The sequence below is a fragment of the Mycolicibacterium tokaiense genome, from assembly GCF_010725885.1.
In the GTDB taxonomy this organism is placed as follows: domain Bacteria; phylum Actinomycetota; class Actinomycetes; order Mycobacteriales; family Mycobacteriaceae; genus Mycobacterium; species Mycobacterium tokaiense.
This window is the reverse complement of record NZ_AP022600.1, coordinates 1,626,215-1,651,580: the sequence shown is the minus strand read 5'-3', so window position 1 is coordinate 1,651,580 and position 25,366 is coordinate 1,626,215. Positions and strand designations below refer to the sequence as shown.

The 25,366-nt window shown below is 65.5% G+C and carries 24 protein-coding genes and 1 pseudogene; 12 read left to right on the top strand and 13 right to left on the bottom strand.

The features are described 5' to 3' along the window. The 6 genes from madM (at position 1) to G6N58_RS07885 (ending at position 4,978) form a co-directional block, all read left to right on the top strand. Positions 1-765, top strand: coding sequence for a malonate transporter subunit MadM (gene madM, locus G6N58_RS07910; protein WP_115279103.1), 765 nt, complete (start codon positions 1-3; stop codon positions 763-765). Between the two features lie 95 nt (positions 766-860). Further along, on the top strand, positions 861-1,538 hold the full coding sequence (locus G6N58_RS07905) for a peroxiredoxin-like family protein (protein ID WP_115279104.1): 678 nt from the start codon (positions 861-863) through the stop codon (positions 1,536-1,538). Then, positions 1,535-2,485: an SDR family NAD(P)-dependent oxidoreductase gene (locus G6N58_RS07900; protein ID WP_115279105.1), complete on the top strand. Its 951-nt coding sequence runs from the start codon at positions 1,535-1,537 to the stop codon at positions 2,483-2,485. Before G6N58_RS07905 ends, G6N58_RS07900 begins: the two co-directional genes overlap by 4 nt. Before the next feature lie 285 nt (positions 2,486-2,770). Continuing rightward, positions 2,771-3,439 carry a class I SAM-dependent methyltransferase gene (locus tag G6N58_RS07895; protein WP_115279106.1) on the top strand — a complete coding sequence of 223 codons (669 nt, stop codon included), beginning with the start codon at positions 2,771-2,773 and terminating at the stop codon, positions 3,437-3,439. A 151-nt stretch (positions 3,440-3,590) separates the two neighbouring features. After that, entirely contained in the window at positions 3,591-4,109 is a 519-nt protein-coding gene (locus tag G6N58_RS07890) for a redoxin domain-containing protein (protein ID WP_115279107.1), read from the top strand. Then, complete coding sequence (locus tag G6N58_RS07885; protein WP_115279108.1) at positions 4,106-4,978, top strand: cytochrome c biogenesis CcdA family protein; 873 nt, start codon at positions 4,106-4,108, stop codon at positions 4,976-4,978. The genes G6N58_RS07890 and G6N58_RS07885 overlap by 4 nt, the downstream gene beginning before the upstream one ends. A gap of 376 nt (positions 4,979-5,354) precedes the next feature. Here the strand turns inward: G6N58_RS07885 and G6N58_RS30615 are convergent, their stop codons facing one another. Further along, complete coding sequence (locus tag G6N58_RS30615; protein WP_264037069.1) at positions 5,355-6,197, bottom strand: TIGR03618 family F420-dependent PPOX class oxidoreductase; 843 nt, start codon at positions 6,195-6,197, stop codon at positions 5,355-5,357. A gap of 6 nt (positions 6,198-6,203) precedes the next feature. Between G6N58_RS30615 and G6N58_RS07870 the strand changes: the two genes are divergently transcribed. Then, complete coding sequence (locus G6N58_RS07870; protein WP_163907993.1) at positions 6,204-6,521, top strand: hypothetical protein; 318 nt, start codon at positions 6,204-6,206, stop codon at positions 6,519-6,521. A gap of 49 nt (positions 6,522-6,570) precedes the next feature. On the opposite strand, the gene G6N58_RS07865 is transcribed toward G6N58_RS07870, so the two are convergent. From G6N58_RS07865 to G6N58_RS07835, 7 genes are all read right to left on the bottom strand, one after another. Then, positions 6,571-7,764, bottom strand: coding sequence for an MFS transporter (locus G6N58_RS07865; RefSeq protein WP_232067783.1), 1,194 nt, complete (start codon positions 7,762-7,764; stop codon positions 6,571-6,573). Positions 7,765-7,838: 74 nt separating this feature from the next. After that, the gene (locus tag G6N58_RS07860; protein WP_115279111.1) at positions 7,839-8,615 is read right to left on the bottom strand and encodes an ABC transporter ATP-binding protein; all 777 of its coding nucleotides are present in this window, start codon (positions 8,613-8,615) and stop codon (positions 7,839-7,841) included. Next, positions 8,612-9,655 carry a FecCD family ABC transporter permease gene (locus G6N58_RS07855; protein ID WP_172544993.1) on the bottom strand — a complete coding sequence of 348 codons (1,044 nt, stop codon included), beginning with the start codon at positions 9,653-9,655 and terminating at the stop codon, positions 8,612-8,614. The genes G6N58_RS07860 and G6N58_RS07855 overlap by 4 nt, the downstream gene beginning before the upstream one ends. A gap of 12 nt (positions 9,656-9,667) precedes the next feature. Continuing rightward, positions 9,668-10,708: an ABC transporter substrate-binding protein gene (locus G6N58_RS07850; protein WP_163907990.1), complete on the bottom strand. Its 1,041-nt coding sequence runs from the start codon at positions 10,706-10,708 to the stop codon at positions 9,668-9,670. A 113-nt stretch (positions 10,709-10,821) separates the two neighbouring features. Next, the gene (locus G6N58_RS07845) at positions 10,822-11,580 is read right to left on the bottom strand and encodes an SDR family oxidoreductase (protein ID WP_115279112.1); all 759 of its coding nucleotides are present in this window, start codon (positions 11,578-11,580) and stop codon (positions 10,822-10,824) included. A 71-nt stretch (positions 11,581-11,651) separates the two neighbouring features. Then, complete coding sequence (locus tag G6N58_RS07840) at positions 11,652-12,473, bottom strand: SDR family NAD(P)-dependent oxidoreductase (RefSeq protein ID WP_232067782.1); 822 nt, start codon at positions 12,471-12,473, stop codon at positions 11,652-11,654. Positions 12,474-12,501: 28 nt separating this feature from the next. Further along, the gene (locus G6N58_RS07835) at positions 12,502-12,669 is read right to left on the bottom strand and encodes a hypothetical protein (RefSeq protein WP_163907988.1); all 168 of its coding nucleotides are present in this window, start codon (positions 12,667-12,669) and stop codon (positions 12,502-12,504) included. Positions 12,670-12,813: 144 nt separating this feature from the next. Between G6N58_RS07835 and G6N58_RS07830 the strand changes: the two genes are divergently transcribed. Beyond that, positions 12,814-15,552: an AAA family ATPase gene (locus G6N58_RS07830; protein ID WP_115279114.1), complete on the top strand. Its 2,739-nt coding sequence runs from the start codon at positions 12,814-12,816 to the stop codon at positions 15,550-15,552. Between the two features lie 71 nt (positions 15,553-15,623). Here G6N58_RS07830 and G6N58_RS07825 read toward each other — a convergent pair whose 3' ends face one another. Continuing rightward, positions 15,624-16,652, bottom strand: coding sequence for an aldo/keto reductase (locus G6N58_RS07825; protein WP_115279115.1), 1,029 nt, complete (start codon positions 16,650-16,652; stop codon positions 15,624-15,626). A 91-nt stretch (positions 16,653-16,743) separates the two neighbouring features. Between G6N58_RS07825 and G6N58_RS07820 the strand changes: the two genes are divergently transcribed. Further along, positions 16,744-17,688, top strand: a complete 945-nt coding sequence (locus G6N58_RS07820; protein WP_163907986.1) for an AraC family transcriptional regulator — start codon at positions 16,744-16,746, stop codon at positions 17,686-17,688. Here G6N58_RS07820 and G6N58_RS07815 read toward each other — a convergent pair. Beyond that, positions 17,678-19,027, bottom strand: a complete 1,350-nt coding sequence (locus G6N58_RS07815; protein WP_232067781.1) for an alpha/beta hydrolase — start codon at positions 19,025-19,027, stop codon at positions 17,678-17,680. The genes G6N58_RS07820 and G6N58_RS07815 overlap by 11 nt on opposite strands. Beyond that, entirely contained in the window at positions 18,927-20,066 is a 1,140-nt protein-coding gene (locus G6N58_RS07810) for an acyl-CoA dehydrogenase family protein (protein ID WP_115279118.1), read from the bottom strand. The genes G6N58_RS07815 and G6N58_RS07810 overlap by 101 nt, the downstream gene beginning before the upstream one ends. 619 nt (positions 20,067-20,685) lie before the next feature. On the opposite strand from G6N58_RS07810, the pseudogene G6N58_RS31210 reads away from it, so the two are divergent. Next, positions 20,686-20,970, top strand: a pseudogene (locus G6N58_RS31210) (acyl-CoA dehydrogenase family protein); the annotation flags it as partial. Positions 20,971-21,216: 246 nt separating this feature from the next. Continuing rightward, positions 21,217-21,894, top strand: a complete 678-nt coding sequence (locus G6N58_RS30745) for an acyl-CoA dehydrogenase family protein (protein ID WP_232067780.1) — start codon at positions 21,217-21,219, stop codon at positions 21,892-21,894. Positions 21,895-21,897: 3 nt separating this feature from the next. On the opposite strand, the gene G6N58_RS07800 is transcribed toward G6N58_RS30745, so the two are convergent. Both G6N58_RS07800 and G6N58_RS07795 read right to left on the bottom strand, forming a co-directional pair. Then, positions 21,898-23,475 (bottom strand): CocE/NonD family hydrolase, encoded by a 1,578-nt coding sequence (locus G6N58_RS07800; protein ID WP_197746406.1) that lies wholly within the window; start codon positions 23,473-23,475, stop codon positions 21,898-21,900. 89 nt (positions 23,476-23,564) lie between these two features. Then, positions 23,565-24,551 (bottom strand): quinone oxidoreductase family protein, encoded by a 987-nt coding sequence (locus tag G6N58_RS07795; RefSeq protein ID WP_115279120.1) that lies wholly within the window; start codon positions 24,549-24,551, stop codon positions 23,565-23,567. A gap of 137 nt (positions 24,552-24,688) precedes the next feature. Between G6N58_RS07795 and G6N58_RS07790 the strand changes: the two genes are divergently transcribed. Continuing rightward, complete coding sequence (locus G6N58_RS07790; RefSeq protein ID WP_115279121.1) at positions 24,689-25,348, top strand: TetR family transcriptional regulator; 660 nt, start codon at positions 24,689-24,691, stop codon at positions 25,346-25,348. The last annotated feature ends 18 nt before the right edge of the window (positions 25,349-25,366 follow it).

The following is a 25,366-nucleotide window of genomic DNA, read 5'->3' as shown; positions in this document are numbered from 1 at the left end:
ATGGACGTGATCAGTTCCGTCATGGAGAAGAACGGCCTCCTCGTTGCCTTCGTCGTGGTGGGTGCATTGATGCTGCTGTCGGGGTGGCTGTCGAAGACGTTGACCCGCGGCAGGTTGCACGGTTCGGCCATCGCCATCATCTTCGGACTCGCCCTCGCCTATTGGGGCGGTGCGGCGACCGGGGGTGAGAAGGGGCTGGCCGACTTCGCCGTGTTCTCCGGCCTGGCGCTGATGGGCGGTTCGATGCTGCGCGACTTCGCGATCGTATCCACCGCCTTCGGCGTTGACCTCAAGGAGATCAGGCGGTCCGGCCTGGCCGGCGCGCTGTCGATCCTGCTCGGGGTGGTGGTCTCGTTCGTGGTCGGAGCGTCGGTCGCCGCTGCGTTCGGCTATCGCGACGCAGAATCGTTGGCGACCATCGGGGCCGGTGCGGCCACTTACATCGTCGGACCGGTGACCGGAACCGCGGTGGGAGCGTCGTCGGAGGTGATCGCGCTGTCGGTGGCCGCCGGTCTGGTGAAGTCGGTGGTTGTGATGGTGGGAACACCGATGATCGCCCGGCTGATCGGTCTGAACAATGCGAAGTCGGCGATGGCGTACGGCGGGCTGATGGGTACCACGTCCGGGGTCGCCGGCGGTCTGGCCGCCACCGACAAACGGTTGGTGCCCTACGGCGCCATGACCGCGACCTTCTACACCGGCATCGGCTGTCTGCTCGGCCCGTCGGTGTTCTACGTGGTGCTGCGCGCCATTGTGGGAGGGTGACGCGGTCAGTCATGGCGGCCATCCAAGGCTTGGTGTAACGCCCCGGGGATGACGCGACACAGTGGAAGACCACACTTCACGGGAAGGGTGCCACTATCAACGCTGCACGGCACGACACCCCCATCGCCACTGAGGTAGCCAAGCTCCGCGAACGTGTCTCGGTACAGGCTCCGGCAGATGTCACGGCCGTCTTCGATGCCGACGAGCGCAGGCTCGACGCCGCAGGCCTTCCCCCGGGTATCGCGCGGCCGCCGATTCCGTTCCCCGACATCGATCTTCACGACATGAGCGGGAACGTCGTGTCCTCGGCAACCATTCTCGCGGGCCGCACTACCGTGGTCGTCTTCTACCGCGGCACATGGTGTCCGTATTGCAACATCGCCTTGCACGCCTATCGCCAGCTGATGCCGGAGCTGAGCGCCCGGGGAGTCTCCCTGATCGCGGTGAGCCCGCAGAAGCCAGAAGTACCCAGCGAGGTGGACGCCGGCGACCCGCCGTTCCCGGTCTTCTGTGACCCCGGCAGCAAGCTGGCCGACGCGCTGGGCATCATGACGACACCCACCGAGGCCGTTCGGGATGCCCAGACACAGCTGGGGTTTGACCTACGCGCGTTCAATGCCGGTCACAGTGAAGCGATCCCGATGCCGACGGTCGCATTGGTTGATTCATCGGGCGTCTTGCGATGGATCGACGCGCATCCCAACTACACGAGACGCACCGAGCCGGCTGAGATCCTCGCCGCTCTCCACTTGGCAGCTGGAGGCCAACCGTGAAGCGTGTCCTCATCACTGGAGCAACCTCCGGGGTAGGAAAAGACCTGGCTCGCCGGCTGGCGGTCGAAGACGGGTTCGATCGAATTCAGGTCGGCTGTCGCGATATCGCCAAAGGCCAAGCTGCGGTGCACGACCTGCAGATGGCGACCGGGAAGCAGGTCTTCGACGCCGTGGTCGTCGATGTGGCCGATCTTTCGTCGGTCAGTACTGCAATCCGCACCCTCGACGGACCGCTGCACACCGTTGTTCTGAACGCCGGCGGCACTGGGGGTGCCACCCCCATGAAGCTGACAGTCGATGGGGTCACCGAGATCTTTGCCTCCAATGTCCTCGGACACGTCGCCCTCCTCGAACGGCTGCTGGCCGAGGGCACTCTCACGCACGCAGCTGTGATGACCGGGAGTGAGGCTGCCCGCGGAGTGCGGCAACTTCGAATTCCACGGCCGACGTTCGCGGCCCACTCCGCCGACGAGTTCGCCTCGGTGATTGACGGTTCGATCTTCGGCGAACGACCGAACGCGATGGCCGCCTACGGCCAGGTCAAGTACCTCGGTGCCCTCTGGCTGGCCGCGACGGCAAGGAAATTCCCTACGCTGCGCTTCGTCACCATGAGCCCGGGAAACACGTCCGGCACCAATGTGATGCGCAACCTTCCGGCCCCGATTCGAACACTCGCCCAGCGTTTCGTCTTCCCCGTCGTCCTTCCGGCCTTTGGGTTGGCTCACCCGTTGGCGACGGGGTCCCAGCGACTTGCAGCGGCAGTCTCCGACGATTCGCTGTGCGGCGGAGTCTTCTACGCCAGCGCGGCCGGCAAGCTCACCGGGCCCGTGGTCGACCAGGCGTCGATCGTCCCAGACTTTGGCGACCCCGAAATCCAAGACCGCGCAGACGAGGCGATTCATCGGTTCCTGCCCAGTGACTTTGACGAACCCTCGACCAACACCTGAAGGCCCGCAGTCGTGCGCCGGGAGGCGCGGACTCCCACTCGGTCGGCAAACCAAGACAACACACCGAGGATGGGTATTCACCACACGACCGGCATCCCACGCTTTCCGTGTCGGATGCGGTTGGGTGATCGTCGCCGTGGTCACCCCGGCCGGCAGCAGCCACACGACCACGCCTGGAATGCCGAGCACGAACATCGACAATTTCGAGTCGAGGATAGTCGCACTCGACGCCGGCACCCGGGTAGCGACGGCTCGCTCATCTGCGCGCGGGCTACCTTGATCGTGATGAGCCCGCGACCTGCGCCGCAACCTGACGATCTCGACATCGTTCGCGATTCGTATGACCGCGCGGCGGACGACTACGTCGAGATGGTCGCAACCACCGGTATCGGCGATACCCGCACCAACCCGTGGCTCAAAGCAGCCATGGACGCATTCGCCAGTACCGTCGCGCCGATCGGCCCTGTCCTCGACGTCGGCTGCGGGCCAGGCACGGTCACCGCCTACCTTGCCGAGCGCGGGATCGAGGTTTCCGGGGTCGATCTCTCGCCACGCATGATCGACCACGCACGGCGCCTGCATCCGCACTGCACGTTCGCGGTGGGCTCGGCGACCGATCTCGATCTACGCCCGGCATCGCTGGGCGGAATCCTGGGCTGGTGGTCTCTGTTCAACCTGCCGCGCGACGTCCTCCCGTCGGTTCTGGCCTCGTTCGCCGCGGCTCTGCGCCCGGGCGGTCAGCTGATCATTGCTACCCACGTCGGTGACGATGATGTCGAGCGCACCGAGGCGTACAACGGGGTGCCGGTTCAGTGGACGACCTACCAATGGCAGCCAGAACAACTCATCGCTCTGGTGCAACAGGCCGGGTTGCGGCCTGTGGCCGACCTCCGACTGGCCGCTGACCCGACCAGCGGACCTACGACAGTCGTTGTTGCACAACGAGACAACTGAGAGCCGGGGAGCACGACCGCAACCAGCGTGAGTCCGTCTGTAACACTTCGCCACTCAGCGGACACTGGTGCATTGCCGGCGCAGACCGCGCCGCAAGACGCTCGCGACCAGTGGTCGGGCCACGAGACATCCACCAAGCGTTAGGAGTTCCATGATCCGGAGCCTGTTCGCGGTACTTGTCACCACGGTCGTGCTGCTGGTGGGGTGTAGTTCGACGCCGGAACTCGGGCCCAGCGCGGCAGCGGCGCCGGACAACGGATCGGTGCCCTCCGAGCTGCAGTTCACTACGCAAACGCTTGCCGGAGAGAACTTCTCCGGCGACAGCCTGCTGGGTGAGCCGACGGTGCTGTGGTTCTGGGCGCCGTGGTGTCCGGTGTGCCAGCGTGAGGCCCCGATGGTTGGCACGGTTGCGCAGGCCAACCCGGGGGTGAGGTTTGTGGGGGTAGCCGCCCAGGATGAGGTGTCGGCGATGCAGGAGTTCGTCGACACCTACCCCGTGGGGACATTCACCCACCTGGCCGACACGGACGGAGCAGTCTGGTCGAGGTTCGGGGTCACCTACCAACCCGCGTATGCGTTCGTCGACCCCGCCGGCGGCATCGACGTCGTCAAGGCGTCGCTGTCTGAGGCGGAGCTCAATGAGCGCGTCAGCGCGCTCTCTGCCCGATGATCGATACCGCGGCGCTGGGCTTCGCGTTGGGAGCCGGTTTGGTCGCCGCGTTCAACCCGTGCGGGTTTGCGTTCCTCCCCGGTTACCTGGGGCTGATCATTGTCCGCGGCCAGGACGCGTCGCGTGCGGCGGCGCTGGCCCGGGCGGCGGCGGCCACCGTCGCCATGGCGGCCGGCTTCCTCACCGTGTTCGGCCTTTTCGGGTTGCTGGTCTCGCCGCTGATCGCCTCGGCGCAGAAGTATCTCCCGTTCGTCACCGTCGTCATCGGCGTGGCACTGATCGGGCTGGCGGTCTGGCTGTTGGCAGGCAGGGAATTGACCGTTGTCATGCCCAGAATCTCCGGTGATGCGCCGACTACACACCTGGGCACGATGTACACCTACGGAGTGGGCTACGCGATCGCCTCGTTGTCGTGCACGATCGCACCGTTTCTTGCCGTCATCGGCACGACCTTCAAGCAGGGGTCCATCCTCACCGGTGTGCTGGCGTTTGTCGCCTACGCCATGGGCATGGCCATCACTGTCGGCGTTGCCGCGTTGGTGGTCGCCCTCGCCGGCGCGTCAGCTGCCGGCGCTTTTCGCCGCATTCTTCCGCACGTCGGCCGAATCGCCGGTGTGATCGTGTTGCTCACCGGGCTGTACGTAACGTATTACGGGTTCTACGAGATCCAGTTGTACTTCCAGGGCGCCGACCCCAACGACCCGATCGTCACTGCCGCCGGCACCATCCAGACCTGGTTGGTACGACACGTCGACAACCTGGGCGTGTGGCCGTTCCTGGGTGTACTCGCTGCGCTCGCCGTCGGCGCACTGGTGAGGCGTCTGCGCGCACGCCGCCATCAACGCACCACAGCACGTGGTGCCAGCTGAGATGTCGCGGGCAACGGACACGCCGCGCTGCAACCGTTTTCGATGTTCTTGCTCGTGAGAGGCATACGTGATCAGCTTGCCGACTGTCGGCGGGTGGTGACGGCCTTGCCCAATCGGCAAGATTGTTGGCGCAGGACCTTTCAGCGGCGACACTGAGGTCGAGGAGGTTGTCGTGATAAAGCAATACTCGGGGCCTTTCACTGCCGAGAACGAAGCGCGTGTATGCGAACTCGCCACCAGAGCAGAGCGGCGCCACGGACTCACCCATGAGAGACCCAATCCGAGGAGGGTGATCGACGATCCGTGTCGTGGGCAGAATCAACATCTCGAATAGTCCGAACCGGCCCCCGGATGCTCAGGGCTCACAGAACGATGGTCACGACGTGAGATTGAACGTTCTACGCATCGTAGCGTCGCCGCCAAGTGCATCGATCACGGCCGAGGGGTTCCAGTAGTCACGCTGGCGAACGATCTTTCCGTTGCCTTCGGTATAGACCCATACGTAGTGAATTCGGTAGGGCCGGCCGGTTGCGGTGACCCGGCCTTCGACCTCCGCCTCCACGACAAGTGTGCTGGGGTCCTGGGTGGGATGAACTGTGATGTCGAGAAACCTTTGCAAGTCAATGTGTTTCGCGTAGTCCTTCACGTATTCGTGTATCGCCGCCTTGCCGACGAGGCGCTGCGGATAAGCCGCCGGTGCGAAAGGTAGTTCGAACACGGCATCATCGGCAAAGGTGTCCGACCACGCCTTCATGTCCTTGTTCAGTAGATGTCGGACTTGGTGTCGATGAAGCTCCAGCACGGCGGATGTCGATGTGTCGGGGGCGTTCCGGTGGTGGACCTTGTGCGGTGCGATCTTGACGATCACCCGTTGCTCGCCGGGCTGCCGATGAGCGAACGTGTCCGTTCCGAGGTAGCGCCGGGAGAACTCGTCGATGCCTTCGTCAGCGCCGTGATCGGTGATGTCGACGACTTCCCCCTGGATCTGCACGCTCTCGTAGGGATTCGATTGCCCCACGATCGAGACCCCGACGCGCGGGTTGGCCCGCATGTTCCTCGTTTTCACCAGACCTTCGGTGGTGTTGATGATGACGAGGTCCCCGTCAAGATCGACCCACACTGCCGATACTTGCGGCGAGCCGTCTGAGTTGATCGCGGCCAAGTGTGCAAAGTCCCTGCCTCGGAACAGGTGTCGTGCCTCTGCGGGTATCGCGACCATGCGGCGGTGTCCTCTCGTTGTGGTGTCCTGGAAGCGATCGTCGTGTTCAAGCTTCGTAATCGGCGCCTCGTACACGCCGTCGAGGACGCACGCAACGGCGCGACCACCCTCTACGTCACAGCGCAGTACACCGAGATGCTCGATCTCATCGCCGACTCCCTGACGCACATGGAGTGGCCGCGTGACGTCGTGTGGACCGCGCATGCCCTGCTGGCGTTGACCCGCATCGATCTCATCGACCACTGGGCGACGAAGGAGAACATGTCAGCCACGCGCATCGTCAGCGAAGTGCGCAGCTTCACCGATCGACTTCTACGACGCTGAACCGCCCACCATCGGACCCGACGACCGCGCGTGAGATCACTCAAAGAGGTCAGGCAGGCGGTGGCGCCACCGATGGTTTCCCCACCACCCGCGATACCAGGCAGGCGGCCAGCGTCAGCATCAAAGTTATTGTGAGCCAGGGCGCCGCGCGGCCCGCGCCGGTATCAGGTACCGCATCCACGACAGCGCCGAGTGCCGCCGATGCCGGCAACACCAGGATTCCGCCGATGGAGGCGTACATCCCGTAGTAGGACCCCAGATGTTGTTCCCTGGCCAAGCCCGGAATAGCCGCACGAGCGGCCGGCGAGATGATCATCTGCCCCAGCGCCATCAACAGCACGAACGCCGCGGTCCCGGCCAGGACCGCGGGACGCCCGCCGACCGCCGCCGCGGCGGCCGCCGTCAGGGCGCCGGCCGCGGTCGCCAGCAAGCCGGTCCGCAGCGCGCCACCGACCGGCCGACGGCTTGTCCAGGCCGCGACCCGCAGCTGTAGCACCACGACGGCGACCGAGGAGAGCGCCAGCAGAACACCAAGGGGTTGTTGGTCGCCCCACCCACGGTCGAGTTCCAGCGGCAGTAGCAGGTAGAGCTGGTTATAGGCCACCAATTGCACGGCCAAGACGCTCCCGAACAAGAGAAACGCACGGTTGGCCATGATGCTCGTCAAACCGTGCAGGACAGCGCGATCGATCGGTGATGGGCGCTCGTCGGGCAGCCACCGCAGATGAGCCAGGCCGATCACGATGAACACCACCGCCCCGGTGATCGCTACCGTCGCGAAGTTCACGTCCATCAGCAGTGCTCCGACGAGCGGACCCGTGAACGCACCGATCTGCCCGAACGCGTTGAACAGAGCGAACGCGTCCAGCCGCGATGTCGACACGGAGTCCGGATCGCCGGGTGACGCCGACGCCCGCGCCAGCGCTGCCTCCACGGCCGGTGAGAACAGGGCAGCGGCGAAACCGGTCAGAACCGCACCTATCGCAGCACCGGCCAGCGACGTGCTCAGCCCCAGGGTGAGCAGGCCTGCCACGCGGATCGCGCAGCCGGTCAGCGTGGCCGGTTTGGTGCCGATCCGGTCGGCGAGCGCCCCGCCGATGAAGAACATGCCTTGTTGCGAAGCGGTCCGCAGTCCGAGCACCACCCCCACCACGGCAGTGGCCTGTCCGAGATCGGAACTCAGATGCACCGACAGGTACGGCAGCACCATGAAAAACCCGACATTGAAGGCGAGTTGTGTCATCACGAGCAATCGGACCGCCGGGCTGGCTCGGGTGAACTCCCGGATCAACCCGGTTCGACGTGCAGCGGCACCGGTCATTCCGATATGCCGAGTGCACCCGGTAGGAACTGGATGTTCAAACCGGTCGGGGTCTCGCTGACCTGGGCACGGACGCGGTACACCTCGGCGATGAGTTCTTCGGTCAACACCTCATGTGGGGTGCCCGCGGCGACGACGCGACCTTGCTGCAACACCATGAGGTGGTCGCAGAACATCGCGGCCAGGTTGAGGTCGTGGATGGCGACGATAGAGGTGACCGGCAACCGGGCGATCAAGGACATCAACTCGAGCTGATGGTGGATGTCGAGATGGTTGGTCGGTTCGTCGAGCAGCAGTTCGCGTGGTTCCTGCGCCAGCGCTCGCGCGATCTGGACCCGTTGCTTCTCACCGCCGGAGAGCCTGTGCCACAGCCGATCGGCCATCTCGGCAAGGCCCGTTTGGGTGAGCGCGGCGGCGACGGCCGCATCGTCGACGGCCCGGTCTGCACCGAAGGTGCCGCGATGCGGCAACCTGCCCAGCCGGACGATCGCACCGATGGTCAGATCGACGTCGGTGTCGACCTGCTGTGCGACCACCGCCACTCGGCGGGCGACCGTGCGACGGCGCAGGTCCGTGATGTCCTGTCCGTCGAGTTCGACCACACCCGACGTTGGGGCGACGTACCCGGAGAGCAGACGCAGCAGCGAGGACTTGCCCGAGCCGTTGGGTCCGAGCAACCCCACGGTCTGCCCCTGCTGCGGGCGCACGCTGACTCCGTCGACGACGAGCGTGCCGCCACGGTCCCAGCTGACCCGGCTTGCATGCAGCGTCATGCTCTGCCCCTCCGGGAGAACATGATTGCCACGAACGCGGGGACACCGATCAATGCCGTTCCGACGCCGAGGGGAAGCGGTGTGGGATGGAACGCCAACCGCGACAGCGCATCCACCCAGACCAGAAAGATCGCTCCGAGCAGAGCGCTGACCGGTACGAGCCGGGTGTGCCCCGGTCCGACCAGAAACCGCGCCGCGTGCGGAAGCACCAATCCGACGAACCCGACGGCACCGGCGACGCTGACCAACGCCGCGGTGACCACCGCAGTCAGCACCAACAACCCACCGCGAACCCGCGCCACCGAGACCCCCAGCGAGGCGGCCACCTCGTCGCCGAAGCTGAACGCGTCCAGCGCCCGCGCCGCCGCCCAGCAGCAGGCCAGGCTCACCACGGTGACCGCCGCCGTCAGCCAGGCGTCATCCCAGCGGACACCCTCGAGAGACCCGAGCAACCAGAACAACACGCCGCGGGTCTCGTCGGAATCGGCAAAGGCGAAGATCACGAACGACGTGAGCGCAGAGAACAATTGCGTCATCGCGATGCCGGCAAGGATCACGCGGTCGGTGCTGCCGCCGGCGAGTTGGGCCAGCAGCAGCACTGCACCGAAGGACACCAGGGCCCCGACGAATGCACCGCCTGAGAGACCGATCGCCGAACCGCCGAGGCCGAGGATCCCGATCACGACGGCGCCGGTGGACGCGCCCGACGAGATACCGAGCAGGAAGGGGTCGGCGAGCGGATTACGCAGCAGCGATTGCAGGATCACGCCGCAGATGGCCAGCCCGGCACCAACTGCAGCAGCGACCACCGTGCGAGGCATCCGGTCTTGCCAGACGATCACGTCCTTGTACGGCAAGACGTCGATGTCGGTGAGCTGGAGGTGATTGCCCAAGATGTCGCGTACGTTGACCAGGCTGATTCCCTCTCCGCCGAGGGATACGGCGGCCAGCATGGAGAACACCAGCAGTCCCACGCCGAGGACGAGCAGCGCAACTGTCGTCAGGCCGGGTCGCCGGTCGACCACGGTACGAAGAATCATCGGCGCGGCAGGCTACTGCCGATTCTCGGCAAGCCAGCCGGCCAGCTTTTCGACACCGTCGACGATACGGATCGACGGGTTCATCTCAGCTCCGTGCAGAGCGACGTAGCGCTGATCGGCAACGGCCGGCATCACGGCGGTGACGGGGTCTGTTGCGAGGAACTGTTTCTTGTCTTCGAGCCGGTCGCCGGGGAAGCGGTTGCGGGCGAGGTCGCCGAGGACGATGACCTGCGGGTTGCGCTCCACCAGCGAGGTCCAGGTCAGGGGGCTCCAGTCGTCCTTGATGTCCCGGAAAGGATTCTGCGCTCCGACGATGTCGGCGAGCAGGTTCGTCGCCCCCATGCCACCACCGATGTAGGGGGTCTTGGTGTCGGCGAACCAGAACGCGACCGTCCGGTTCGAGTCCGCTGTCGCGGTGGTGGCGTCGGCAACCCGCTGTTTGAGCTCGTTGACCAACCGCTCACCGCGGCTCTGCACGTCGAAGACGGCGGCCATTTCGGTGATCTCCTGGTAGAGCGAGTCCATCGTGAGGGGCGTCGAGCGTTTGCCTCCGCCGTTGATGGACTGTGCACCTTCACAGTCGGTGGGCGACAGGTAGGAATTGATCCCGGTTTCGGCGAACCGGTCACGGGTCGCGACACCACCCTGCTCTTTGAGGTGGCGCCCGAACGATGCGGTGACGAAATCCGGGTTGGTGCCCATGACCGCCTCATAGGTGGGGGCGTTGTCGGCCAGTCGAGTGACGCCGGCATTCGCCTCCGCGAGGTTCTCCCGCACCGGGTCGGTCCAGGAAGCCGTTCCCACCAGGTGATCGGCCAACCCCAGCGAGAGCAGCAACTCCGTCGAACCCTGATCCAACGACACCACCCGGGACGGCACCGCATCAAAGGTCTGCGCCATCCCACAGTTCTCTATGGTCAGCGGGTATGTGGTACGACCCTCACCAGATGCTTCGGCGGACTCTTTTGGGACGGTCTCCGATGCGCCACACGCGGCGGTCAGCAGCGCGACCGCACAGCAACTGAGTGTGCGGGTGAACAACGACACGGTCATCCCCTGTCTCGACTCGGCTCGGACCGCCCCGCCGGCCACTTGAACGAAGGCTTACCTTACCTTCCGGCGAGAGCGTTCCGTGGTCGACGGTCGTCAGGGGGCCGAAGGGGGGGTCAGCGGCGCGCCAGCCAGTCGACCAGCCGCGTGGTGCCTAGCTCAGCCTCATCGTCGGTGACAAGGGTTGTGAAGTCGATGTTGAGCCCGCTGTACGTTGCCGACGGGTCGTCGACGACGTTGAGTGTTCGGCTCTGGTGACGCAGGACGGCCCGGGCCATGTCGGAGAAGGACATCTTCTGCGGGCCGCCGACGTGGTGGATGGTGTTGAGTGGCCCGCCGACGGCGATGCGGGCCAGGATCGCGGTGACCTCGGCGGAATCGATGGTCTGGATGAGCGCTTCCGGGGCGCGCACCTCGTTGCCGATGATCAGCGATTCGGTGATGGGTTCAGCCAGTTCGTGGAACTGCGTGGCCCGCACCACCGTCCAGGGAACCCCCGACGCTGCGGCAGCGTTCTCCTGGGCGACCTTGCCTCGGATGTATCCAGATCGGGGTGCCATCTCGTCGGCGCCGACGATGGACAGCACGACGTAGTGTTCGACGCCGGCCCTGGCGACGGCAGCGGACAGGTTGGCAGCGGTCTGCTTGAAGAAGGCTTCGGCGGAGTCTTCAGGGGTGGCGGAATTGATCACGTCGATGACCACCTCAGCGCCGGCGAGGGCATCGTCAAGCCCCTGCCCGGTGAGCAGGTCGACACCGGAGTTGCGGGAGGCTCTGGTGACCTCGTGGCCGCGGCTGCTGAGCAGAGAGACGAGCTGGCGGCCGATCAGCCCGGTAGCGCCGATGACGGCCATGCTCTTCGTGGGTTCGGCCATTGCTGTGCTGCCCTTCTTTCAACGTCAAACGGTTCGAACGCGTTGTGAGGAGTCCGCTTTCGCCGGGATTGTCAGCGCGCTGCCAGTCCGGTATCGATAGCGGCGCGGTGGCCGGTGGTGATCACGCAGTCGTCTCCGGCGAAGAACGCGATCGTGCGGGCGACATCGCCGGGCAGTACGGGTCGGGCCTCGGTATTGGCCGTCCCGAGAACCCAGAGTTCGTCGTCGGACCACTTCGCACCGTGTGCATCGATACCGGCGACGTTGCCGGGGGCTACGACGTTCGCGGTGATGCCGTGCGGAGCGAGTTCCTGGGCGATGTGCCGGACGAACTGATCGAGTGCGGCCTGGGCAGTCCCCTCGATGATCCGCAAACCGGCCGGGCTTCGGGAGTGTGCGGTGCTGAGGTAGACCAGCCGTCCGTAGCCGCGGGCTGTCATCGCAGGATTGACGGCTTTGGTCACCAGATAGGCTGCCCGAAGCTCCTGAGCCACAGCGTGTTCGAGCTGGTCGAGCCGGATCTCTGAGAAAGCGCCGCGCACGTGGGGTAGCCGCGCGGCGTGTACCAGAACCTCGACGGTGCCCCAGCGTCGGGTGATGGTCTCGACCATTGCGCTGACCTCGCCGGGCACAGCGAGGTCTGCGCTCACCGTTAGGGCGTCACCACCGTAATCGGCGATACGGGAGGCGATATGGTCGGCTTCTGCAGGGCTCCGATCGTGATGAACTGCCACGCGGTACCCGCGCCGGCCGAGTAGCAACGCGGTTGCGGCGCCGATTCCGCAGGTGGCGCCGGTGATCAGAGCAACGCGTCTCTGGGTGGACCCACCCACGTCCGGAGTGGCTGCGGCGGTCTCCGCGGAGTGCCCCGTGTCGGTCCGTGCGGGCTTCACGCTCGTCACCTCATCGCGGGCCATATTCTCAGACCTCCCATGTATCGGTTGTGCGGATGCCAGGAAGGATCATGCCGAGCTTTATCCAACCCATCGGCGTGCCAACGCCTTTCACAGGCGAACCAGGACGTCGTGCGAGTGGTGCGATCGATACGGCGAACCCCTTGCTGATGGGATCGAGCTGGTCGGTGGACACGCGTCAACGCTGCCAGCTGGGGTTCGATGTGCGCCCCCTGGAAAACCCCTGGGTTTTGAACACCTGCTCCACGGTGTCATCCGGCAGCGATATTAGAGTCGAATACGGCAACTCGCCGGTGTCTGGCGTCGTCGGAGGTGACCTGTGAGCGAGGGCGTCCTGTATGGGCGAGTCGCGGAGGTGTCCCGCTTGAAGAAGCTGTTGGAGTCCGCACGCGCCGGGCACAGCGCGGTGGTGGTGTTGCGTGGCGAGGCCGGCGTCGGCAAGACCGCCCTGATCGAAGACCTGGTGTCCGCTGCAGCCGGGGTCCGAGTGCTCCGCACCGCGGGGGTGGAGTCAGATATGGAGCTGCCGTTCGCTGGTGTGCATCGTCTCATTTTGCCGCTGGTCGCGGACATACAGGCGCTGCCGGATCCGCAGCGACGGGCATTGGAAACCGCATTCGGTCAGGTCTCGGGACCGGCACCGGATCGCTTCCTGGTCGGCCTGGCGGTTCTGGCTTTGATCGCTTCCGCGTCGCTGGACTCTCCGGTGTTGTGCATCGTGGACGACACGCAGTGGCTGGATCGGGTGACGGCGCAGACGCTGAGTTTCGTGGCACGGCGTCTTCTGGCCGAACGTGTGATGGTGTTGTTTGCCTCGCGTGAGCCGGTTGACGAGTTGCGTGGACTCCCCGAACTGGTGGTCTCGGGACTCGCGGTGCCCGACGCGCGTGAACTCGTCGACGCTGCGGTTCTGGGACGCATCGACTCGCGAGTGCGTGACCGCCTCGTCGCCGAGACGGGCGGTAATCCGCTGGCACTGCTGGAGTGGGTGGGCGATCTGGCGTCGGCTGATCTTGCCGGGGGTTACCACCGGCCCGACGCACATTCGATTTCCGCAACAGTGGAGTCCCGGTACCTGCAGCGCATGTCGTCGCTCAGCGCCGATGCCCGTCTGCTGTTGACCCTGGCAGCCGCTGAGCCCGTCGGTGATCCTGCACTGCTCACTCGTGCCGCAACGCGTATGGGTGTGGAGGCGCCGGCGTTCACCGCGTTGCGCGCCACCGGAATGATCGACATCGACACGCGGGTGCGCTTCCGCCACCCACTCGTGCGCTCGGTGGCCTACCGTGACGCCGACGCACATCTACGACAGCGAGTGCACGCCGCGCTGGCCGACAGCATCGACGCAGATGCCGATTCCGACCGGCGCGCCTGGCATCGCGCCTTCGCAGCTTCCGGACCCGACGAATCGGTCGCCCAGGAACTGGATCGAGCCGCTGACCGCGCAAACCAACGTGGTGGGATCGCCGCCGCCGCAGCGTTTCTCACTCAGGCGTTCGAATTGACACCGGATACGGCGCAGCGCGGTAGCAGGGCTTTGAAGGCGGCGCAGGCCAAGCGGCGCGCAGCAGACTTCGACACCGCCACCGAGCTGGTGGACGCAGCGGCACTGTCACCGCTCGGCGACCTCGATGATGCCCGGCGTCTGCATCTGGCAACCCAGCTGGCCTTCCACCGTCGCCGGGCCGACCAGTCCGGTCCTCCGCTGGCCGTCCACGCCGCATCGATGGCCGAGGCAGCTCAGCGGCTGGCGCCCCTGGACGCCGCAGAAGCCGATCAGGCGTTCTTGGAAGCCCTTTGCGGACTGGTCTACATCGGACGTGGGTGTGAGCCAGCCAGATTGGCCGAAGTCGCTTGCGCGACAGTGCAACACCGCGACGGCAGCGGCGTTGCGCCACCGGTAGGGCTGTTGGCCCGGGGACTCGCGCGACGGGTGATATCCGACCCGGTGACGGCGGTGGCGGCGATGCGCACCGCGGCATTGGCGATCGACGAGCACAATTGGCAGTGGGAGGCCTTCCCACTCGCGCTGGATGTCACCGTGCACGAGACCTGGGACGACGAAGCCTGGGAGCGGCTCTCGGCAACAGCCGTGCGCCTGGCCACCGACACGGCCACCCTGCAGGTGCTTCCCACCGCGCTCGTCAGTCGAGCCGGAGCGCTGGTGATGGCCGGTGATCTGGCAGCGGCGCGGCTGTCGATCGCCGAAGCCGAGGACATCTCGGCAGCAATCGGGTATACGCCCTTGCTCTACCACAAGTTGACGTTGGCGGCGTGGGCCGGAAACGAAGCCCAGACCACCGCGATGGCCGCAGCTGCGCTGCGCGACGGTCTGCAGCGCGGCGAAAAACGAGTGATCGCGTTGGCGGCGTACGGCCGCGGCGTTCTCAACAACGCGCTGGGGCGGTACGAAGACGCCTTGGCGGCACTGCAACCAGCCTGCGAGTACGACGATGTGGGCATTGTCGGTTGGAATCTCAGTGAACTCGTCGAATGCGCTGTCCGCGCGGGCCGCCATGACGTGGCCACCGGCGCTCTCGCAAAACTGCAAGCCCGAACGGACGCCGCCGGCACGCCGTGGGGACTGGGCGTTGGTGCCCGCAGCGCGGCCCTGCTGGCCGACGATCACGCCGCCGAACCGCTCTACCGCGCTGCAATCGAGCATCTGGGCCGCAGCCGAATCAAGGTGCAGCTCGCGCGCGGCCACCTCCTCTACGGTGAGTGGCTTCGACGGCAAGGACGCCGCAACGATGCTCGCCAACAACTGCGTCTCGCCCACGACATGCTCACCGGTTTCGGGGTGCATGCGTACGCCGCCAGGGCCCGCCGCGAGCTGTTGTTGGTGGGGGAAAATGCCACCAAACGCACCCGCAGCGGCACAGCGTTGACCCCTCAGGAGACCCAGGTTGCCGAACTGGCCGCCACCGGCCTCACCAACACCGAGATCGGAGCGCAGCTCTTCATCAGCGCCCACACCGTCGAATGGCATCTGAGCAACGTCTACGCCAAGCTGGCCATCAAGTCTCGCCGCCAGTTACGCAACGTCGACCTACGCTGATCTGTTGTCACGGACGGACATATGGCTGTGTGTTCTCGACGACACGGGCAACCCGGCGGCGTGGCCACCCATCATTCCGGCACTCGGCCGCCACCGGCGAAGTCCCACACCCATTGCGGGTAGGACCGGCCCGGGTCGCTGACCTTCCCGAGGTCGGCCATGTCCTGGGCCGACAGCACCAGATCGGCTGCCCCGACGCTGTCGGCCAGCTGGTCCGGGCGTTTGGCACCCACGACAACGCTGGTCACCGCCGGCCGGGACAGCACCCAGGCCAAAGCGACCTGAGCCGGGCTCACCCCGTGCCGGTTGGCCACCGAGCGCAGCACATCCACCACGTCCCAGGCGCTGTGGGGGTCGACCGGCGGAAAGTCGGGGTAGTCCGCGGCGGCCCGGCGGGCGCCGGGCTCGTCGGCACCGGAACGGCCGTACTTGCCGGACAAGATGCCTCCTGCCAGAGGCGCCCACACCAGTAGCGACAGGTTCTGGTCGAGAGCCATCGGCACGATCTCCTGCTCGACATCACGGCCGAGCAGCGAATAGTAGGACTGAGACGCGACAAACCTGGTCCAGCCGTGGCGCTCGGATGCGGCTTGCGCCTTCATCATGTGCCACGCAGCCAGGTTGGAGCAGCCCACGTAGCGGACCTTGCCCTGGCGCACCGCGTCGTCGAGCGCGGCCAGCGTCTCCTCGATGGGAGTGACCGGGTCGATGCTGTGCAGTTGGTACAGATCGATGTGGTCGGTTTTCAGGCGGCGCAGGCTGTCCTCCAGCGCGCGCATCAGGTGCAGGCGTGAGGCACCGATCTGATTGGGTCCCGTGCCCGTTCGCGCACTGAACTTGGTCGCCAGGATCACGTCGTCTCGACGAGCCCCGAGCGCTGTGCCCAGCAGCTCCTCGGACTCGCCGCCGGAATACACATCGGCGGTGTCGATCAGGTTGACGCCGAGGTCGAGTGCCTGTCCGACAACGGATTCGGCGGCACGCAGGTCGAGGCCACCCAGAGCATCACCCAGGGTGGTGCCCGCTCCGCCGAACGTCATCGTCCCCAAGCTGACCACGGACACATAGACACCGGTACTTCCGAGCATGCGGTATTTCATGTGCTCGACGGTAGGCTGCCCATGTCGGAGTTTCTATAGCAGAATCGCTGGTTTTTATGCTCGATCGTCTGATGTTGACGATACTGGTGTGATGGACCCGTTGTCGGACATCGTCTCCATGGTCACCGTCGACGCGGCCGTCACCTCCCGGCTGGAGACTTCGGGCAGATGGGGGCTGCGGTTCGCCGCGGTGCCCTACGCCAAGTTCGGTGTGGTGCACCGGGGTGAGTGCTGGATCGCCGCCCCGTCCCACCCTCCTGTACGTCTGGCGGCCGGCGACTGCTACCTGTTCACCGCCGGTGGCCAGTACACCATGGCCAGTGCCGCCGACACCCCCGCCGAATCAATGGAGGACGCCGAGGCGCGGTACGCCGCCGATGCGGTGGACGGTTGGCTACGGCTCGGCGGAGCCGAGGACGTCCCCGACGTCGTCGTCACCGGTGGTCGGTTCGTGCTCAACGCCGATCACGCGGCACTGCTGCTGGATTTGTTGCCGCCGGTTCTGGCCATCTCCGCAGGCTCACAGTCTGCACCGGCATTGCGGGCGGCAATGGACCTGTTGGTGGCCGAAACTGCCGCAGGCGCGCCGCAGCCCGGTGGCGACCTCGTGCGGACGCACCTGGCGCACATCGTCGTCACCATGGCACTCCGTGCCTATGCCACCGGACCCGATGTGCGCGGTTGGCTTGCGGCGCTGGGGGATCCGCAGCTGGGCCCCGTGTTACGCGCCGTACATCAGGACCCCGCACATCCGTGGACCGTGCAGGAATTGGCCCAGCGGGCCCATCTCGCTCGCTCCACCTTCGCAGCCCGATTCCGCGAGCACGTCGGGGTGGCCCCGCTGGAGTATCTGCTGCGTCTGAGGATGCACCATGCCGTCGGGCTGCTGCGCCGACCGGACGCCTCCGTCACCGAGGTGGCAGAACAAGTCGGCTACGCCTCGCACAGTTCGTTCTCCCACGCTTTCACCCGTGTGATGGGTGCACCGCCGGGCCGCTTTCGGAGCACGACCTCCACCCACATCGTCAGCCGATGAACCCGTTGATCTCGTAGACCAGCGCCGGCCAGGCCGACTCGTCGGAACGTATCAGGTGGTTGTCGCTGTCCAGGCCGACCAGCCTGGCGTGGGGAATCAAAGCGGCCAGCTGTCGTGCGGACTCGAACGGGACACGTCGGTCGCGGCGGGAATGCAGAACCAGAGTGGGGCACGCGACGCGGCGGGCGTCGGCTCGGACGTCGACCTCGGCGAACTGCTCCAGGAACCTCACGGCGTTATCGGCAGTGGTTGTGCGGAGCAGAATTTGACCGAATGCGTGCCAGTCGTCGACATTCCCATGGGGGAGGAACTGGGCGGCGAACACCTGCAGGAATGCAGGATCGTTCTGACCCCATGCTGCTGCAGCCAGCTGGAAGTCGAGTTCGGCAAGAGCTCTGTCGCCTCGGCCGCCCGCGCGCGCCAATCGGCCTTGCGCGTAGCTGCTCACGAGGATCAGCTGTGAAACGCGCTCCGGGTGGCGGGCCGCATACGCCGCAGCAACAGCGCCGCCCTGCGACACACCCAGCAGCGGGAATGTCTCAAGGTTCAACGCATCGACGACGGTCTCGAGGTCGGTGAGCCAGTCCTCGAAGGTGAATGGGCCGACATCGCGTTCGGAGAGTCCGCACCCGCGCGCGTCATAGCGGATCAGTCTGTTCGTCGTCGACAGCTCGTGTATCCAATGCCGCCACAAGGGGGAACCGAGGTCATGGCTCAGATCAGTCATCCAGTCTGCGGATCGCATGAGTACCGGTCCCGACCCCGTGAGGCCGTAGGCCAAACGCGCACCGTCGTGTGTTCGCACAAAGTCGATTCTCTGATCAACTGTGGCTTCGTTACCTGCGGCGGCCCCGGCTGGGTCCACGGGAACAGGTGTCGGTACGAATCGGTAACCCCGCTGTCGCACGGTTCGGATGTAGTCCTGAGACTGCCCGTCGTCGCCCAGCACGTGTCGGGCTGCTTTGATCCGGGTCGACAGCGACTCGTCGCTACCGTAACCCTGGCCCCACACCGCTTTCAGCAGCTCGGCCCGCGGCACCACTCGTTGATGGTGTCTGACCAGGTATGCCAGGAGGTCGAACACCTGGGGCTCTACCGTGATCAGGCGACCGCGGTGATGGAGTTCATGGCGGTCGAGGTCAAGGTCGAAATCACCGAACTGCCAACGTGTTCCGGGAGTGGACGCGGCTTCACCCGTTGTGGGCATCGTATCTCCGTGGCAAGTGTTCTGCGGCCGCTCAGAAAAGGGGCACACCAGGGTCCAGTCCGAGGCGGGCTCGTCCGGCTGCCTCCATGAACAGGGCCGAATGGTTGGCGTGCTGCAACGTTGCCATTCCATCGCGAAAGATTCGCTCGAGTGGATGTGATCGAAACAGAGCTGTGGAACTTGCCAGCTGGTAGGCGCTTACCAGCGCTTCGCGGCTCACCTCTGCAGCGTGGGTCATGGCCGCACGAAGCGCAGCTCGTTGCGCCAACGTCACGGGTTCATGCCGGTTGGCCGCCCCTTCCAGTTCGCCGACCGCCGCGTGCAACAACAGGCGCGCTGCGGCGACCGCCGACTCGTGTTTGGCAATCGCATACTGGACTCGAGGCGAGTCGGCCAGGCGTCCGGTCATGGAGGGCTTATTCCCGATCAGCGCAACAGTTTCAGAGAGCGCCCGGCGCGCAACTCCGAGTGCGACTGCGGTACATCCGGGGAAGACCAGAGCGGGGATGAAGCCTTGATACAGATCTCCGTCGACGCGGACGGGGTCGTCGAAGCCGAAGACAAGCTCGCCGGGAACCAGGACGTCTTCGACTGTGATCTCGTGGCTACCGGTGCCGCGCAGGCCCGTGACATCCCATGCCTGATGGATGGTGATCTGATCGCGATGCACAACAGCACCTTTGACCAAAGGTGTACCGCCGGGGCCTGCGACGATGACCACCAGGACTATCCAGTCGGCGTGGTGCACTCCACTGACGAGCCGCCAGCGTCCATTGATCCGGTAACCCTGGTTGTCCGGTGTGGCGGTGCCCGGCATACCGGAGTTGGCGAATACGGGCGCGGTGCTTCCATCCCAGATTCGTTGCGCACCAAGAGGTGAGAGCAATGCCCCGATGAAACCGAAGTTGGCGTTCCAGGTGACCAGCCCGACCGAGGCGTCGATGTGAGCGAGATCTTCGTACACCGTCAGTGCGCTGGAAAGAGGGGCCGCCAGACCTCCGTATTCGCGAGGGGTCAGCATTCGGAACACGCCGGCTTCACGCAGCTCTGCGTGCAGATCCTGGGGAATTTCGGCATGTGCGTCCATGGACGCCATGTGAGACTCGATGCTTGCGCGCAACGCCGCAGGTGCTGTGGCGATGTCGTGAATGGTGGTACTGACGGAGATCATGACGGCCTTTGTGTCGGAGGGGGAATCAATGCGGCGCGAGGTGTTACGTCCGTTGACGATTGAGCGTTCTTTGCGTGGCGTCGTCTGCGGGACACGAGCGTCACCTCTCCAAAGATAGCGCACATCGTGTGCGTTATGAGACTAATGGGTCGCGCAGTCGTCTGCAATGCACGCACGGCGATTCTGCTCGTGGAGTAAACGACCTCAAGGCGTGGATGCGATCGCCGCTGTGCTGTGGCGTCGTTCCCACGGTCTGGATGCGGTCAGCCTACATGTCGGAAAACTCCCAGAGCACTGAAGAATTGAGCGAGATTACCTTGGAGTTGACTGTCCTCTTCCGCCTGAGGGCTAGAGGTGGCTGTGGCGCCGCGAAACTTCACGAGATCTCCAGCTCTTCTTCAGGCGCAGACGGCTGCACCACGGCATCATCGAGGGCGTGCGACAGCAGTGATGTCGCGAAGGGTGACGCTATTGCGGTGTTCTCACAACAGCTTCCACAGCGCGTCTCTTGCTCACGCAGCAGAACTGAACATGCGGCTGTGTCATCGCCTGCGGTCCTGAACCAAACCCCACTTCACCGTCACCCACCTGTTGCCACCAAGGAGAGAACGACGTGACAATGCTCGAGCAGAGTTCAACCCACTCGGCCATCGAGGCGGTCCCGGTCCGGGTACTTCTCGATCGCGTACAACAGCTCGGCCCGCTTCTGCGGCGTCACGCTGCGGACGCGGAGACTCGGTGCCGACTTGCAGATGAAGTGGTCGAGGGGCTGCGTGGAGCCGGGTTGTTTCGGTTAGGAGCACCGAAAGGCCACGGCGGCTACGAAGTCGATCTGACCACTGCCGTGGCGGTGATAGGTGAGGTCGGGCGTTTCTGTGCGTCCAGTGCATGGATCGTCGCGGTCACATACTCACTGCAGCAGGCTCTGGGGTCACTTCCCTCGCATGTTCACCGAGACATCTGGAACGCAGGGTCGGATGTCGTCATGTGCGGAGCTTTCAGAGCGGACTCTGCTCAGTCAGTCGCGGCGGATGGGGGCCTCCTCGTGTCAGGACGATGGTCGTGGGCCTCCGGATGCCATCACGCGGCTTGGGCGTGGTTGGCAATCCCGTCCGCGCCTACCGCCGACGGATCGGCGACCGAAGCTGTCATGGCCTTGCTGCCCGTAGGCGCCCTGACCGTGGAGCGCACATGGAACATGGTCGGAATGCGCGCCACCGGAAGTGACACCCTGGTGGCGCAATCGGTGTATGTCCCCCGCCACCGCATCCAGGGAATGGCCCAGGTCTTCTCCGGTCATGCGGAGTCCGGTGCAGCGCCGCTGTACCGGGTGGGACTCGGCTCGATGGCCTTGGCCCTCGCGGCTCCCATGCTGGGCGCAGCGCGAGCAGTGTTCGACGACGTGATCGCCACGATCCGGTCAGGAAAGCCCATGGCGATGTCGGTGTACCGTAGTCTCGCCGACGCTCCCACCGCGCAGGCAGCTGTTGCCGATGCTGCCAATCTCATCGATTCCTCCCAGTTGCACCTGAATCGGTCGGCGGAGTCGATGTCGGTGTGCGCGGCATCCGGTGTGGCAATCCCCTATGCCGAGCGCGCGCGGCTTCGCATGGACATTGCGCACGCTTCGGAATCTCTGCGAAGGGCTGTCAGCGTTCTGCTGTCCACCGGCGGGGCCAGCAGCTTCTCGTTGAGCGCTGCCGCGCAACGGCATTGGCGCGACCTGGAAACTGCGGCGCGTCATCCGATGTTGAACCCCGATCTTTTTCGGTTGGTGTACGGGCGGGCACTTCTCGGCAACGAGGAGCCCCTGGCAACGTTGGTGTGAGTACTACGCCGACAGCACGCCCACCGGCAGGAAGACGGCCGAGGTGTGTTCGGTGTCGTGAAAGATCTCGACGCGGGCCTTGTGGGGCGTCGTGGCGGTGGCCGGCGGTTCGCCGCCGCCGAGGTTGCGCGCGAATCGTGGGAATGCGCCGCCAGAGACCTGGACGCGAATGCGGTGTCCGGCCTTGAAGACATGTGCTGTGGGCGAGAGCTGCAACGTTACCTTGGTGATGCCGTCCGCGGTGAAATGCACCAGCTCATCGCACAAGTTCACCGACCTGCCCTTGTCGTCGACGTCGCAGAGGCGTACGAACACGTCGCCGTCCGGCCGGTCTGTGCGCACCCAGGTTTCGGCGCGGACGTCGCCGATCACCTCCAGGTCCGCATCCAGGTCCGGTGAGGTGAAGGTGAGGACGTCGGGTCGCGCTTCGAGCGGGCGGTTGTCCACCGGGCCTGCACCGGCCGGGTTCAGTTTCGGACCTCCCAGCGACGGGGTGGGGTCGGCGGGGTCGTAGATCAACGGTGTCGGCTCCGCCGCCCCGGCGACCGTCAGCCCGAGCTCACCGCCGGATAGCAGATACCACGGCTGGTGCCGGTACCCCGATGGCGGCCACTGATCGAAGTCACGCCACTGCTCGATACCCATGACGAACAGCCGTACCGGAGAGCGGGTCTCGGGCTGCTGTCCGCGCGCGACCGCAGCTGCCCAACCGACTGTCTCGGCGACAGACGCAGCCATCCCGCGCGGATCGGCATGCCACCACGGACCGATGGTCAAGCGTGGGTCGCGGCCAGCGGCGGCGAGGTTCGCGTAGTCACGCAGCTGATCAACAAGGAAGAGGTCGTACCAGCCGCCGACCAGGCTCACCGGTATCTGAACGGTGCTGACATGGCTGCTGAGGTCGGTGCCTGTCCAGTGGGGATCACCTTGCCGGTACTCCAGCATCTCCTGGTACAGCTGGGAGCCCCGGCCGAGCAACGTGGTGTCGACATCCTTGAGTGGCAACGTGTTCAAGGCGCTGTCGACGTGTCGGCGATCGGCGCCGAGCAGTGCGCGCAGGAGGTAGGTTCGGCGCTCCTGTGAAGCAGGACGTGGCCGACCGTGACGCCGCTGGGGGGCGGTGTTCCAGGAGAAGCCGACGATGGTCTCCAGCTCGAAGCGACCGGGCTGGTTGAGGCCGAGCGCCAAGCGCGACGAGGTGATGTGCGGAACCATGGCCTTGACGATGGGCGGTGCAACATCGGCGACGGCCCACTGGGTGTAGCCGAAGTAGCTGGAGCCGGCCAGGATGACGCCGGCTTGCGCCCACGGCTGCTCGGCCAGCCACCGCAGTGTTGCCAGACCGTCTTTGCGTTCGTTGCGCATCGCCAAGAACTCACCGCCGGAGCCGAAGGTGCCGCGTGAGCTCACGATGAGTGCCTGCACGCCGCGTTCGGCCAACGCCGGACCGTACAGCCAACCCAGTGGTGCGCCGCGACCGTAGGCGGTGCGCACCAGGACAACTGGCATCTGTTCCTGCGGCGTGTCGTTGTCGGGTTCGGGTGCCCAGCGGTCGGCGACAAGTGTGATGCCGTCACTCATCGGTATCCGAAGATCCCGCTCGACAGTGACCGTGCGAGTGGTCGCCGGCGGGAGTGGGGCCAGCCTCTCGGCAATCCGTCCGATCACGCTCACGGCGCGGTCGCAAGGACGAAACGGCCGGCGAGGTCGCGGCTTTCCATCCGGGTGTGTGCCAGCGCCGCCTCGTCAAAGCTCAGTACTTCGATGTCGGCGTTGCCGAGTCCGGCAGCGACGGCGGCACGGGCCGCCCTCAGGGCGGGGCGCACCACGTGCGGGTGGGCAGGCAGGAAGGCACCTGCGCTGAAACCGGCGATCGTGATGCTGCCCATCCAGAGCTGGCTGTCGGTGATGCTGTGTTCCCAATCCCCGCTGGCGTTGCCCGCGGCGATCAAGCGCGCGCCGGGTCCCATCAGGGCGAGGCTCTGCGATCGGATGGCACCGCCCACCGGGTCGATCACCACATCGAACTTCTGGTCGCCCAACACGTCGAGGAACTGGGTCGAGTCGACGATCTGGTCGTAGGGCAGTCTGGTCTCGTTGGCGGCGCGGAGCTTCCCCGGCCGCACAGTGCCGACGATGCGGGACGCCCCCAGGCGCTTCGCGACGCCGGGAAATGCACTGGCGAGTCCTCCCAGAGCGCCGTGCACCAGCACGCTCTCACCTTCTTTCAGATGGGCAACCTCGGTGAGGGCCGCGTGTGCCATTGCGGCATTGGGAATCATCGAGACCGCGAGAGCAGGATCGATGGCGAATCCGTCGATCGAGACGACAAACGATGCGTTCGCCACGTACACCGACGCGTAACCGCCGGTGCCGGTCTGCGACATCGCCACCACCTCTTCGCCGACGCGGAAGTCGGTGACACCCTGGCCGAGCTCGCGGATCGTCCCGGTGACTTCGAGTCCCGGAACGAACGGGGGCTGCGGCATACCGGGACTCTCCGAGAAGGCCCCCTGCCGGAAGAAGAGGTCCACCATGCCGACCGCCGCATGGGTGACGTCGATGGTGACTTCGCCCGGCCCTGGGGCGGGGTCGGGTAACTCGCCGACCGAAAGAACGCTCGGATCGCCGAAGGCGGTGGCGGAGACGGCACGCATGTGGAGGGTCCTCTGCTCGATGTATTGGCTTGATTAACGCACCATGTGATGCGTTAACGGAAACATAGCATGCGCGGACGTTTTACGCACCACGTGATGTGTTAACGATCGATGTGACCGCGCGCTAGCCTGATTCCGTGCGCGAGAGAGCCCGCTCAGTCGAGGACAAGGCCAAGAGATCGGAGGATCTCCTGGCCGCGGCCGAAGCTGTCGCCCTCGAACTAGGCGGGGTCCGCTACGTCACGGTCGCAGCAGTCACCGCCAGGGCCGGTCTGCATCGGACCGGCGTCCGGCGCTACTACTCGAGCAAGGAAGAGCTTCTCCTGGAACTGGCCGAACGTGGGTGGGGTCAGTGGCGTGATGCGGTCGAGACGGCAACAGCAGGTCGCCGGGATCTCGGGCCCGCTGACATTGCTGAGTTGCTGGTGAAGACCATTTCTTCTCTGCCGGTGTTCTGCGATCTGCTGGCGCACGTGGCGATGACGCTCGAAGATGACGTCGAGATCGACCGCGCGCGCCAGTACAAACTGATCGCGTTTGCCGCCCATGATCAGCTCGTCGGCGCGTTGCAGCGGACCACCACGATGCCCCCGGACCACGTGCAGACCCTGGTGACGACGACGGTCGCGTTGACGGCGAGCCTGTGGCAGACGGCGCACCCGTCGCCGACCCTGGCCAAGCTCTACGAGCAGGAACCCGACTGGGGCCACTACGCCCTCGACTTCGAGCCCAGGCTCACCCTGATCCTGCAGGCCACGGCGATCGGACTCGGGGAAGTTCTGCCCGGCCAGAAATGATCACGGTGGGCCTCGGGT